Below are 15,040 nucleotides of genomic sequence, written 5' to 3'. Positions count from 1 at the left end.
TTACCTCACTTAAAACTGTATCGCAGACCCAGCATTGCTTGCTGACGATCGTATTCATACAACTCAATATTAGAATTCGCATGGTTTGAACTTATATTGGCTAGCAAGTCCCAATTATTCTCCAATGCCCATTCTAGATTTACATTCAACATCGTAAAGTCATCCTGGCGTTTCACTGCATAAAGCCAGTCTTCCCCTTTATAGCGACTGGATTGATAAGTGATCACCGGAGTTAATATCAGATCAGATCTAGGCTGTAGCTGCACCCCGATATTTGAGCCCCAGAAAAATCTGTCTACTTGAGAGTCTGCAAGTATCCCGGCAGTATCAGGTGTTTCTTCGCCAACAAAAAAGCCGGCAAACCAGACGGGCTGCCAACTTCCCTTTCCGGCCTGAAAATAATTACCCTGCAGATGATATTGAGTAGCGTCTTTCCAACTGGAATCAACATAATCAAGAGAACTAACGCCGGTAGATAACCTTAGCTGAGAGTCTTTATTCGGTGAATGCGTCCAACTCGCGTTAATGCCCAAGAGGTCGCGATAACTTTTGCCATCACGCATATACTTCTGCATTACCCCACCCAGACGGTATCTATCCTTCTTATCCGCCCATGTATGGCCTCCGTTAATAGTAACGGTACCGTAATCCTGTTCAGTCTCTGTATCGTAATAGCGGAAATTACCACCTAAACTAAAATCCAATTTTCTATCTATCTGATACTGGTGGACGATACTGCCCTTAACACGCACTCGATTAAACTGATCGCCTCGGCCAAGTGCATCGTCGGATAACGTAACTAAGTCAGTCTGAGACTCTGGCCCTGAGTTAATATTGTTATCAAATCCACGCCAGATCTCGACAAAGCCAGCAACCTTTGTAACTGGATAAGAGTTTTGCTCAATTAATTGCAGATACTTTGCTATACGTATCTGTACATTTTCGGGAGGGTTAAGTTGCAAAACCTGTTCGAACAGTTGTTTAGCTTTTCCAAGCTGATTCAACAAATAGTAGCCCCGAGCTAACTCAAGTCTGACCAATGGGTTGTCAGGGTCGGTGAATGCCACCCGCTCAAGCGCAAATACCCCTTCACTGGCATTGCCACTATCAATTGCGGCTACACCATACTGAAAATCAAATTCGGGATCACCTTCATAACCACTCAAATAGGTCATTGCCAGCTCATAAGCTTCATTAAAACGACCAGCATCCAGCAGCTCTTTAATCATATCCGCACCGCTGGCCACAGCGTAACTGTTCGTGCTGAAAAGAGCTGTTAGGAGCAGTACTCCTGGCAGTTTAAGCAATGTAGATACTCCTAATAATTCAGTCTGTGAAGGTCAGCTTGCTAACAGCCTACCTTAATCTAACCCCAGTTATTACTAACTATAATGAAGAACGCATACAAAAAAACAATGTTTGTACCGATTTTGGGGAGTGATTAAGTGAGATTTTCATGAGACAACCTCCAAACAACTCTTTGTGCTACAAGAAGCACGAACCTGTTCACGCTATAGTCAGCCAAGCTAACTCTTTATCTTAAAATGACAATGTCAGAATTGAGACCTAGAAACGTTACTCATCACATATTCAGCAAATTGATCTGCCGGCAACGGTTTACTGAAAAGGAAGCCCTGAATCAGATCACTTTGAGTCGCTTGTAACAGGTTAAGCTGAGCAGCTGTTTCTACTCCCTCAATGACGACAGATAGCCTTAACGCTTTGGCCATCGCGATAATCGCTTGCACTAGCTGAATTTCATCTTTATTTTCCGGGATACCGGTAATAAAAGATCGATCCACTTTTAGCTCATCCAACGGGAATTTTTTCAGATAACTCAGTGAGGAATACCCCGTACCAAAATCATCTATAGATAGCCCAACACCTAATTTTTTTAAACTTTCGAACAGCTCAACACTCGACTCAACATCACTCATCGCCAGACTTTCAGTCATCTCAAGCATCAAAAGAGACGGCGGTAACTCCGAACTCTCCAGCGCTTGCTGAACCCTTTTCTGATAGGTAACCTCTTTAAATTGTTGGCCAGATACATTCACCGATACTTTAATATCAGTCATAGCTGAGCTGTGCCAAATTTCAGCCTGCCGGCAAGCTTCATTCAGAACCCAGTCACCAATCGACAAAATCAACCCGTTCTCTTCAGCAAGTGGAATAAACTGAGCAGGAGATATAAATCCTTTTGTAGGGTGTTTCCACCGTATTAATGCTTCAGCCGCAGTTACCTGCTTTGTGATCAGATCGACCTTCGGTTGGTAGAACAACATCAACTCATCGTTTTCCAACGCAGTGTGAAGGTCCGTTTCTAATTCGAGTTTTTCCTGCAAATCTAAACTCGAAGTTCCAGAGTAAAAACTGAAGCCGTTGGTCAAGCCTCCAAGCTTAACCTGACGCATCGCGGTGCCTGATGCTTTGATAAGGTCATCACTTAACAGTCCATCATTAGGCGCTACCGCAATACCAATTGAAGCGGAAATATAGAGATCGTGGTTATCAATTCTATACACTTTACCTAATTCACTGCGTAGCTGAGTCGCTAGTGAAGCCGCATGTTCATCCTGATAAAATGAAGGGACAAGAACACCAAATTCATCTCCAGATAAGCGCGCTACCGTTAACTCTGTTTCTCTGTGGTTGGTCGCTAGCAGTTTATTACGCTGATCAATTACTGATCTAATACGCAATGCAACCTGCTTTAATAGCATGTCGCCATTATGTATTCCTAAAGATTCATTAATTTCACCAAAACGATCCAATCCGATATTCAATAACGCCGTTTTATACCCATTCATCTGATCATATTTCAGCGCCCAGACAATTTTCTCATGTATCGATTTACGATTTGGCAAGCCCGTTAGCGCATCGGAAGATGCTAACTGATCAACATAGGCTTTAACGGTCAGTGTATTTCGCAATCGAAGCTTCAGTTCACTGGCATCTACGGGTTTCGACAGAAAGTCAGTTGCCCCTAGTTCAAGCGCTTTTAATTTAGACCTGGAATCTGTTGAAGAGGTAAGAACAATCACCGGTAGGTAAGCAAACTCATCGTAGTCACGAATACGGCGTAGTACATCAAAGCCACTCACCTCAGGCATAACCAGGTCGAGAAACAAAATATCGGGTCTACGGTGGGTTAGTACATCAAATGCCTCTCGAGAATCTTCAACGCTGATAAAATTACTATATCCAGCATCTTCCAAATGAGCCTGTACGATCTCCATCATGATAGGTTCATCATCAACCATCATAATCAGTGCATCCTGAAACTCACTTCGAGCTCCGGCTTTTCGCATTTGATTCATACTGTTTGACCCGTCCCTATTTTATATCTCGATCTAACAAGAAAGATCATAAGTTTATTCGTCGGTATATTTCATCAATCGTAGAAATCAATGATTCACAATCAGAAACATTCTTAGCCTGTGCGGCTTTTTCAAGCGCTAATGCGACCTCTGTAAATATCGCGAAGCCTACAGACCCGCCCGAGCCTTTTAGCCAGTGAGCAAGATCGGCTAACGCGTTAAAGTCATTGTTATCTAATACATGTTTCATCTGTACTAACTGAACGTCAAGCTTAGCTACAAACTTAATCGCTATTGATCTAAACCTTTCACCCTGACCGGCAAGTTCCGAGGTGACCGTTTCAGGTATAACCCATTGATGCTCTGTCTGCTCCGGCATAGTAACAATCCCATCGGGACAATCTTTAGCCAGATTGATTCGATCAATCATTAAGCCAATGGCAGAGACTAATACCTGAGTACCAGCAACCTCCTGCTTCATGACAGTCTGCTCTAATTGTGCAGCTAAATTTGTTAGACCTGAAAATCCAACTGAGCCAGCAGAGCCTTTAAGCCAATGCGCATGCCCCTTAAGAGCAGTGAAATCTTGCTGAGTAGAACAACTCTGTATCTGCTTATGAACATCATTTACCCGCTCAATAAAGCGAGCAACAATTTTTTCAAACTTAGGATTATCTGTACCTAATTCAGAATAAAGTGGGGTGAGCTGCGAACGGTAGTCTAATACTGAAGCTGACCGGTTAGACGAAGATGAATTATAAGAAACGCCAGCGGTTCCATTATCCAACGCCCTGTCTTCAATGAAATCGTCACTCAGTGGTTCAGCACCCAACTCTTTAACCAATAACTGAATCAGTTTATCGATGTTAATCGGCTTACTCATATAACCAGAGTATCCCGCCTCAAGACACTTCTGCTCAATCCCTTTCATCGCGTGTGCCGTTAACGCAACCACCGGCAAAGTAATCCCTTGCTTACGAATCTCTCGCGCTGCGGTATAACCATCCATTCGCGGCATCTGTACATCCATAAGGATCAAGTCATATTGATTGACCGCTAACTTTTCTAACGCTTCAAGGCCATCCGCAGCCCCATCTGTTTTAATACCTTGCTCTGTCAAAACTAAACTGATTAATTCTCGGTTTTCTATGCCGTCATCAACCACTAGCACATTGGCATCCGGAAACTTCCAGCGCTGAGTCAGAAGAGTAGAGTCTACTTGCTTAATTTTGCCAATCTCTTCTGCACTAATGAGTGCGACCGGGCCTTCAGTCTTAATATTCAGCTCTAAAAAGAATTGGCTGCCTTTCTCCGGCTCACTTTTCGCGTATATCTCCCCCTGCATCGCCTCGGCAAATTTTTTGCTAATTGCCAAGCCCAAACCGGTACCCCCAAAGCGACGGGTAATTGAGCTGTCCGCCTGAACAAAGGGATCAAATACCGCCGTTGCCTGTTCAGCTGTCATCCCGATGCCAGTATCTCTGACTTCAGTTATCAATCTATTCTGCTGTGCATCCATCCGGGTAAGAACAGTCACTCCACCCGCCTCTGTAAACTTAATCGCGTTACCCACAAGGTTAGTAATGATCTGCCTGAAACGGGCAGGATCTGACATCATTGTTTCAGGAATACTCCCCTCAGGCCTATAAGTAAGCGCGATACCCTGCTCTTCCGCTTTTACGCTCATGACCTGCACTACTTCACTGATAATCTGGTATGGCTTAAGAGCCACAGATTCAACATCCAGGTGTCCCGCTTCAACTTTCGACAGATCAAGAATATCGTTTATCAGATTCAAGAGATGCTCGCCGTTCACCATAATGGTACTGAGGTAATGCTCATTATTTTGTTCGTTTTTACCGTAACCTCGCTTAAGCGCCTCAGTAAAGCCAAGAATCGCATTCATAGGTGTACGAATTTCATGGCTCATATTAGCCAGGAAATCACTCTTGGCCCGGTTGGCTTGCTCTGCCTCATCTTTAGAACGGCGCAGCTCTATTTCCTGCTCTTCTAACTGAGTAATATCATCAAAGCTAACCAGTACACCCCCGGCTTTACCTTTATCGGCCAATACAGGAGAGCAGTTCACCATAAAAGTGCGCACTCCGTCCTCAAGCTCCAGCCGAACGGTCTGATTCATCACCGCCTTACCGGTACTCATCGCAGCTAACCAGGGAAAATCATCAGCAGAATCATTCTCCTTATGTTGCCAGGGCAATTTATCCACTTCAAAGCCCATTAGAGAAGATGACGTTCTGCTCAATAGATCCGAAAATGCCTGGTTGGCCAGTACTATTTGAGCTTTTCGATCCAGTACGATCAAGCCTTCCGCCATCGTATCCAATGCGGCACGAACACGGTCAGGTACCGCCTGAGAAGGATCGAGCTGTTTTAACATTTTGGTAAGGTACAAAAAATAAAGTAGGTAAAGGATAACCCCACAAAAAAGAATAAACTGAACGGTCGGCCGTTGATAAAAACCTAGAACACCTTCACCGTAAAGAGGTTTAAATTGGAGTTCTAAGGCTCCCCACTGTTGGCGGCCAGCGATAATTGGTACGGTCATCTGCTGATCGATAGCCTCTTCGTTGAGGCCATCACGCCAATCACTTTGATGATTAGCTATATTCACAACCAAACGATTATCCGCCCGACGAACTCCCGCAGATAACAGTTCATCGTTACGCTCGACAACCAGGCCCAAAACACTTTCAAGACGGATAAGATCCGTTTGTGTAATTAAAACAGAGCTATTAGCAGCAATCGCCTCAGCAAGTGAAACTCTATCCTTCAGTCGAGTACCCAAAAAGTCCGGCAGTATACCCAGAATAATGGCAACTAAAGTCACACTAACCAGCATACTAACCTGACCAAAAGCGATCCTGCTTGTAGTACTACGGACCGAAAATAAGCGTTTTAACCAGCTCATATGTCTTCTTTCCCTGTTTTATCCGAGTCGTCTAAATCATCTTTATCATCTGACTCAACTGGTTCTTTTTTATGATCTACAATGTCATCCAGTGACTCGTTGTCCACATCATCCTCGTTCTTTGCGTCATCATCAGATGAAAGCGTTGCCAATATTGGCAAAGGATCAATAAAGCGCCAGGCAGGCAATGCGGTTAAAACAGAACTAAGAAGCACTCCACTCCGGGCAAGCCAAATGACATAACCGACAGATAAACCTGAAGAGACCGCAATTGATCCCCCTATCAGTGCTGTTTCCAACGCTATCTGTTCATCAGCACCCTTTTCTAAACTTTCCAAACCATCAATAAAGCCCCCCATACTCTGCAGCTGTATAGGTTGAGCAAGAAGGTTTAATACAGATTGAAGCTGCGTCACTGAAATCTGATGTTTAATCGCTTCACTCAATGTTGATGGTAATTCATAGGACTGACCTGCAAGGCTGGCAATAAACTGAGGAGAGTTGAATTTAACAACCACAGCGTTAGGGGCTACCGATATAATCTCAGTAGCTACAGGTTCTTCAGTCACACTGAAAACAGATTCTAATGTGCTTTCTCCTTCATCCAGCGCATCGGGTTTATCCTCTGCGGGGTTAACAAATATAATCTCTACCGGTGGTAGTACAATGTTAATAGTAGAACTTTTTACCTGTTCATCATTACCAACCAAATCCGTATAGCTAATGATGGCATAGATAGCTTTACCACTATCCGAACTGGTTACAGCATACTCTGCCGCCATAGCGCCCGGCACAGGTAAACCGTCTCGGTACCATTGATAGCTAAATGGACCCAGGCCATCGGCATCAGTAATTGAATTATCCAGGGTCAATACTTCACCCGCCTGCGGTGAGCCTAATATTAATATGTTTCCATCTGGAGCCTTATTCAAATGGATAACAAGATCAAAGCTATCGACGGCCGGTGAGCCACCGTTACCATCATCAGCAATCAGCTCGATGCTCAGCGTGCCAGCATCAGCATTAAGTGGAGTCCCTGCAAAGGTGCGGGTCAGCGGGTTAAAGTCGAGCCAGGTCGGTAACGCAGCGCCACCGGCCAGTTGTGCGCTATAGGTCAGGTTATCGCCGACATCCACATCGCCAAAGGTATTTATCGCAAAGGTATAACTAAACAGGTGATCTTCTGTTGCACTCTGATTCGTAATGACATTAACAACGGTGGGGTCATCATTAGTATTGCCAACAACAAGATCAAAATTATCAACTGCAGGTGTACCACCGTTACCATCAACAGCAATCAGTTCAATGCTCAGCGTGCCTACATCAGCATTAACCGGGGTACCCTCAAAGGTGCGGGTCAGTGGATTAAAGTCGAGCCAGGTCGGTAACGCAGCGCCACCAACCAGTTGCGCGCTGTAGGTCAGCGAGTCCCCTACATCGACGTCACCAAAGGTGTTTACCCCAAAGGTATAGGTGAACAGGCTATCTTCTGTCGCACTCTGATTCGCAATGGCATTATCAACGGTTGGGTCATTGTTAATATTACCAACAACAAGATCAAAACTGTCAACCGCGATTGTGCCACCATTGCCATCATCAGCAATGACTTCGATGGTCAGAGTGCCGACATCTCCGTTAGACGGTAAACCTACAAAGGTACGAGTACCCGGAATAAGGCCAAGCCAACTGGGTAGAGCTCCACCTCCAGCCAGCTGAGCTGTGTAGCTCAGCGTATCACCCGTATCCAGATCACCAAAGACATTCGCATCAAAGCTAAATATGAATAGACTATCTTCCGTGGCCGTCTGATTGCCAATAGGGTTATCGACGGTCGGATCATCGTTAATATTAGCGACTGGCCCAACATCCCCACTGTTTAAGACCTCAAGATTGCCGGCCCCATCGGTATAGCTAACAACAACATTGATGAGAGCCCCAACATCAGCATCTCCTAACATATAGTTATCAGTGATAGCACCAGTAATGGTTGACCCATCTCGCTGCCATTGATAACTAAAAGTTCCCAGGCCATCGGCATCCGCTAAGATAGACAGATCAACGGCCAGTACATTATCTTCGGTCGCGACCCCGGTGATACTTACTCCTCCTGTCGGAAGAGAATTTGTACCACCCAGAGAGTCAGTCAGCGTGATAGCATTTAGGCTTTCCTTATTTTCATCAAGAAGAATATCTTCCCCATCAAAAAACAATGAAACGGTTGCCTCAGTTACACCATTAACCAAGGTCGTTTTAGAAACATTTAGGGCATAGATATCATGACGTTCCGCAACTAATGTGTTGTTAGCATAAACACCACCATCACCATCAAATGTCAGTAATACAGTGCCTGCAGAAAGGTTTTCACCCCCGATAGAAACATCATTCTCTATCAGTTCGATACCCATAACCTTATCTTGAAATAGGTCTTCTCCTACAACAATTTCATCTTTACCACTGATAAGCAGATCGCTGGTTCCATTGGTTGATGAGAGAGAAAGATCACCGGGCTTAAAGATGTTAATACCAAAATCTGCTGCTGCACCGCCAGAGACACTAAAAAGAAAGGTGCCTTTTTGTAACGTGGTATCACCGACTACCGTGGACTCTTCCACCAGAGTCATACCGGTAAGGTCTTTTCCCGTTGGATTAGTAAATAAAAGGAAAAAGGTTCCGGCACTATAGTCACCAACAGTATCGGGACGAAAGACAAAAACATCTTCTTTCAACACATCTAGGGTATTGTTACTGCTGATGGTTTTGTCAGAATCCAAAGACATCAGTAGATCACCTTCTAACAGGTCTATTGGCGTACCCGTACCTACACCAATGTCTGCAGTAACATAATGCAGCGCATCAATATTTACCCCACCTGTAAAATTAAAAAGCGCACTCAAGCTACCACTGGTATCTACCCCGTAACCAGTGGCTGTAGGGGCAAAATCGATTACAGTAGAAGCATTCCATGATGCTAAGCCCGTAGCACCTGAATTTGGACTCCCGTCTGTTGAAAGCATCAGATCTAGCACTCCGGACCAACGGCTATCAACAGATTCTGTTACAGCGAAAGCTGTTTCAATTTGTCCATTTTGGTATTCCAGATCCCAATCACCACCCAGGCTATTTGTTCCACTCTTATCGTCACTAGCCGCTATATCAGCACCGGTCAACTCTGCCAGTTGATCAACAAAACTAACACCGCTTTCAGAGGCCGCAAGATTACAGCCGTAGATGAGAATATCCGCATCATCATTAAGATAATCTCGCCAACCTAGTAACTTTTCAGAATATGTATCCAGGCTTTCGCTGTTTAGCGTTGTATCACCGAGCTGAAGAGAACCATCAGACCCGTGGCTAATCAGATGAATAGCATCAATATTTTGATAGCTTTGAAGCACATTGCCGATACTATCAATCCCATTTACTGAGGAGTTAAGGGTAACGATGATGGTAGAACTGTCTTTAACATCTACCTGGCTGATAAGATTTAGATAATCAGGCACCTGAGTATCAACGAAGATGATTTCACGAACCTCGGAAGCTGAACTTAGCCCTGACGCAGAGCTATCTAGAACCAAATTATCGAATGATGGCGACGATGGAAGCTGGGGATCCACAGCTGAAGACAGATAGGGCACTAGCTCATCAAAATGATACTGAGTATCTGTGTTTGATTCATCCGATAGATCGGTAGCAATTGCAAAAGCGGCGGACACCGGATCTGCAGAAAGTAATATACGGGGCTCAGCCTTTTCAAGGAGAAACCTGGAATGCGAATTGTCTGCCAACACTTTTTGAGACACTTACATCCCCTTAGATGCCGGAATCATTTCCGGGCAGTAGAGTAAGACCTGAATCAACACTTGATGAGCCTGGGAGTTATAGTCCCAAAGAGGCCAAGCGGTTATCCCCTTTACTCGTTTCAGCAATCACAGTTACCAGACTCTGCCTACGATAGCGGGCTACCTTTTCTGGCTTAAAACCATAAGTTGATACAGCTAACTCTCTCTCACTGACAGATACATCGTTATAAAATACTCCCAGAGAAACAGAGCCTTCATATGCGCCATAGCTAATATACTCAATATCTTTCAAACCATGATGTCTCAATTCGGTGACAGCTTCTTTCAGCTCATCCCTCTCACCTTTGAGAAGAAGGATATAACCAACCTTGATTCTCTCGTTTGCTGTCTCAGAGGTAAAAGGAATACCTTCACTCTCTAAAAGAGACTGTACTTGTTCGAATTCCTTTTCGGTATAGGGGCCGAGTTTGACCTGTCTGGATGGTTCTTTCGGTTCTGGTTGCTTGATGACAACCTGCGCATCAGTAGTTTTCGCTTTTGCCACTTCAGTATTTGCAACATCAGGGCTATCTGGGATAACAATCACGGATTCAGCTGAGTGATCATCCGAAACAATTATTGGACTATCTTCAATAATGACTTTTTGGGGAGTTTCAGAATCAACCACTATGGCCTCTTCTGACTTCGTTTCTGCAACCTGATCAGTAAACTTCAGATCACACTTAATGCCTGCAGGAATAACATAGTCAGGATTTGCCATCTCCAATTGAACACCAAACGCGCTACTACCTACATCCCCAACGGGATCAATAGCAACAATCCGCGCTTCTATTGCCTGGTCTGAACTCACTTCGGGGTAGATTTCTGCCAGACTATTTAGTTTTAACTGCCCAAAAAACTGAATAGGCACCATCGTTTCTATATACAAAGGATTCAGGGATACCAGTTGAATAACCGGTTGTTCATCTACATATTCACCCCGAAACTTCAGATTCCTCTGGATAACCCCATCAAAAGGACTTCGAATCACACGTTGATCTAACAAAACCTCGGCACGCGATAGCTCCAACTCACGAATCCCTGCCTGCTCTTTAGCCTGTTTAACTGAAGCCGATGAGAGTTTTACAGCTCTCTCCGACTGTTCTTTATCTTGCTGAGATACCGCTTTTGTTTGATATAGGTCGGTGAGTCGTTTATTGGCATAGCGGTCATAAGTCAGATTAATCCGCCCCCCGTCCATGTCCGACTTGATCTCCGCCCGGGCCCTAGCCAAAGACAGAGACGCCTGTTCAACACGATCATCCAGGCGTACTAATACTTGACCCGTTGTAACCCGATCACCACGCTTTACGGACACTTCGGCTATAATTCCTGGAGAATGACTGCCTAACTCAATTTTTTCAGAAGGATTAATAATGCAATCCAGAGCAGGCAAAGCCTCTTTCGGCTCGGGCTCTGCTGCTATTGCAGTAAACGCAAAACAAAGCAATGGTAGTACTGAGATTTTAGGTAAACTCAACTTCAATCCTTTTTAGCCGTTAAACGTTAGCTCACACTTCAGATAGTTTTCGAAACCAATACCCACGCGCTTTAGCAAATAAGTCACTGCCAATACTGCGAGGCAGATGACTAAATCTGACCAAAACTGACTTGGCGGGAATACGATTATTTCTCAACCCTTCTTTAATTATTATCGGCAGTTGCATATTAAACTGAATCATAGGATACATGTTTTTTAACCCGGATTGGTCCTGCATATCAACTAAAACATTCCCGCCATGCGCACTCCCCAGGGCTGCATCGGGTAATTGATATATTGCCTGCGGAACTACCCGCACATGTTCCGGTTCCAGCCGAACCCTATTCCCATCGGCGAACCTGATTTCTGCCTCAACTAAACCAGACCTTACCGCTTCAGCCCGAGCTACATCCAGCACGGCTTGAATACTATATTCATTTGGCTGATAGACGTATCCCAGTAGCTGACCACGCTGCAGATACACACCGATTAAATCCTGCCAGTTCTCTATCACCACTGTTCCGCCCTGATTAGCCCTTACCTCCAGACCATCAATTTGAAGATCTAAGTGATCCTGAGCCTGCTGTTGGGCCTTAATTCTATCCAGCAAGGCCGCTTCCTGGTGCATTCCATCGGCTAACTGAGCACTATGCATTGCCCGGGCCTTCTGGATTTCAACTTTCAGCTTTTCTGATTCAGCCACCAGCGGAAAATTTTCTAGCACCAGTAGTTTGTCACCGGATGAAACTTGTTTTCCTGACTGAAACAGTACCTTTTTCACAAAACCATCGGTTGTCACACGAACATTTGCCTGCTCCGGCAGAATCAATACCGCTTCCGTTACGACTGACGTACGCCAAGGCATAAACATCACTACTGCACTTATCAACAGAATAAAAACGCTTCGCCCGTAATATCCTTTTTTACGCTGTAGCGTCTCAGCCTGCTTACTCGCGTTCGTAAAAAAAACAACAAGCGGTTTTACTAATTGAAGCCAGACAGCCCAAACAGCGATACACAAACCCAGCCAGAAAAAATACCCACTGACCAAATCAACAATAAATGCAATGATAAATAATCGGTAGCAGAGAGAGGCAGGGCCATACAATAACAGCCATCTCTTTTCTTTCGACTGAATAGTCTGCCCTTGCAATCCTACGGGTAAACCAAACACCCATTGCAAAAGAACAGATTGAACATAGCGCTGAGAGCGCATTGCCATATTCGGTATATCCAGCCAATCGGACAAAAAGTAGTATCCATCAAACCGCAGTAATGGGTTGGCATTAAACATCAGGGTAGATATGGAGCCGGTCAGAGCGATAATAAAGCCAATATCCTGCAACCACGCCTGCTCTGAGTAAAGCCATAAAAACAACCCCAGAGAAGCCAGGAACAACTCGGCCATAACACCGGCAGCCGACACCAGCATTCGATGATATTTGTCTGAGAAATGTGAGCTTTCTGATGCATCCACAAATGGAACAGGCATAAAGATCAGAAGCAGAATACCCGCCTTACTAACTTTTCCGCCTAACACCCGCACTGCCAGACCATGAGCTAACTCATGCGCTAGCTTTAATACCGGATAAACCAGCCACACCCCTATCAAATAAACAGGGTCAGTAGCCCTTGCATCAAAGTAACTGGCAAGCTCTGCACTATTTTGATAGCAAAGTACTGCAGCAAAACAAATTATCAATAGCCAAAAAGCAGCAAACACTTTACTAAAAATAACAGGGCCAACAGCAGCTATTAACGTTAGCAAAGGTGCAGGATTAAACGATATTAGGACAAAACTAACGGGATTTAAAAAACGGCCTGGAATTTTGTGCCCATTATCTTCATTTATCTGGCGGCTCTGAAAGCTGTTTTCACTTCCAATAAAGCCTAATTCCATCAGCCGGGCTATTTGCACAGCCAGATCTGCAGATGAAATATCTTCTTCCAGTGACTGCCAAATATCCACCAGCGTTAAATCGCCATCCATGCGCTGCATTATTGCGTAGGTTAGTGGATCAACCCGATATTGCCGGTCAGTCTCCTGTTGTTGGATCAACCACCAGGCGCCACTTTTATCTTTGCGTTCAGAAAAACGTAACCCCGTCGCACAGACCAGCCGCGCACTTGCTAATTGATTCCACAGTTCAGATTCGGTTTTAACCTCTGCCTGCTTCATGGCCACCATTTCCACAGTAGTTCTCTGAACCACTGATAAAAGGGATCAAACAGCGCTATACCCAATGACTGCTGACCCGTGACAATATGTGCGGAGCCTTCCATTCCTGGTTTGATTTTATTCCCAGGTTCTGAGAGCAGATGGGCTTCACTGTGATAGTAACGCTGCCCCTGCTCGGGAGAAAATATCGAAGAAACCGTATCTATTTCAATAGGATATAACTGACTACCTAGCCCCCTGAGCAACACTTCGCCCTGCTGGCCGATTTCAACATAACGAATATCTGTTTCATCGATATTCAAAACAACCCGATAATCACCGACAGGAGCAAGTTCGAATAAAATCTGTCCCCGCTCAACCGCAGAGCCTGCCGCCCGATTAATATCACCTGAGATAACTTGCCCGGTAATTGGCGCTTTCAACGCTAACCGGCTCAACTGCTGTTCGATCAAACGAATATCGATAGCCGCTATATCTCGGTCAAACGCATATTGTGACGCTTCAGAAAAGTCCAGTTTAGCCAGTGCTTGACGGTGTTTTTTGTCCGCCACGGTTCTATCACTAACAGCCTGATCAAGTTTCAGCCGGAGCTCTGTATCATCCAGAGAGACCATCAGTGCTCCCTGTTCAACCAGGTCTCCCGCTTTAACGACAACCTCTTTGATGAAACTATCCACTGGAACGGTCAGAGAGCGTTGAATTTTACCCTCCATAACCACTGGAGCCTTGACTGTTCTATCCACAGGTAGAGCAAACAGCAGAACAATAAACAACAGCGTTATCAGTAAAGGAAAACGGTAGGACTTGAATATCTCAATAAAGGATCTGCTCGATGCTTCAGCTTTTGATAAACGTTCAGATTCTGGTGAGATAAGAGAAGAATTCGATATAGATTGAGTCGGGGTTTGCTGCCGATTAAGCAACCGTAACCATGCCACACCCCATTCCAAAAGCGAGATCTGATTACGTGGATTCACGCTCGAATCAGAAAAGATTGTTACTATGACAAACTGTTGCCCCCCAGAAACTACAAAGGGATGGGCAATAATACATTGGTTGTCTGATGTCCCATCAGTGTAACTGACGACCGTTTTGTTACCCAGCAGTGCTAAAGCGACTTGCTGCTCAGCATTTGTCCGCGAAGCATCATTCAAAGAACCGCTTGCTGGCCACTCACATTGTAAAACATAGTTTTTATGCTCTATTGCAAACAGAGCAGCACTATCAACAGCTGAAAGCATCCGGCAAACAGTGTTCAGCCAATCGCTCAGCATAGCTTCGTTTAGACTACTA

General features: G+C 44.7%; 7 protein-coding genes. All 7 read right to left on the bottom strand.

The window, feature by feature from the left end; genetic code table 11:
• Nucleotides 1-5: 5 nt before the first annotated feature.
• Nucleotides 6-1,229, bottom strand: a complete 1,224-nt coding sequence (locus tag QZZ54_RS02845) for a tetratricopeptide repeat protein (protein WP_290698292.1) — start codon at nucleotides 1,227-1,229, stop codon at nucleotides 6-8.
• Between the two features lie 324 nt (nucleotides 1,230-1,553).
• A complete protein-coding gene (locus tag QZZ54_RS02840) occupies nucleotides 1,554-3,320 on the bottom strand; it encodes an EAL domain-containing protein (protein WP_290698290.1) in 1,767 nt (588 codons plus the stop codon).
• 46 nt (nucleotides 3,321-3,366) lie between these two features.
• Nucleotides 3,367-6,249 (bottom strand): response regulator, encoded by a 2,883-nt coding sequence (locus tag QZZ54_RS02835; protein ID WP_290698287.1) that lies wholly within the window; start codon nucleotides 6,247-6,249, stop codon nucleotides 3,367-3,369.
• Nucleotides 6,246-10,049: a DUF4347 domain-containing protein gene (locus QZZ54_RS02830; RefSeq protein WP_290698284.1), complete on the bottom strand. Its 3,804-nt coding sequence runs from the start codon at nucleotides 10,047-10,049 to the stop codon at nucleotides 6,246-6,248. The genes QZZ54_RS02835 and QZZ54_RS02830 overlap by 4 nt, the downstream gene beginning before the upstream one ends.
• A gap of 76 nt (nucleotides 10,050-10,125) precedes the next feature.
• Nucleotides 10,126-11,568, bottom strand: a complete 1,443-nt coding sequence (locus QZZ54_RS02825) for an efflux RND transporter periplasmic adaptor subunit (protein ID WP_290698281.1) — start codon at nucleotides 11,566-11,568, stop codon at nucleotides 10,126-10,128.
• Nucleotides 11,569-11,599: 31 nt separating this feature from the next.
• Nucleotides 11,600-13,747 carry a hypothetical protein gene (locus tag QZZ54_RS02820; protein WP_290698278.1) on the bottom strand — a complete coding sequence of 716 codons (2,148 nt, stop codon included), beginning with the start codon at nucleotides 13,745-13,747 and terminating at the stop codon, nucleotides 11,600-11,602.
• Nucleotides 13,744-15,021, bottom strand: a complete 1,278-nt coding sequence (locus QZZ54_RS02815; protein ID WP_290698275.1) for an efflux RND transporter periplasmic adaptor subunit — start codon at nucleotides 15,019-15,021, stop codon at nucleotides 13,744-13,746. Before QZZ54_RS02815 ends, QZZ54_RS02820 begins: the two co-directional genes overlap by 4 nt.
• Nucleotides 15,022-15,040: the final 19 nt, after the last annotated feature.

The organism is Amphritea sp., assembly GCF_016744155.1.
GTDB lineage: Bacteria > Pseudomonadota > Gammaproteobacteria > Pseudomonadales > Balneatricaceae > Amphritea.
This window is presented reverse-complemented; position numbering and strand designations above follow the sequence as displayed.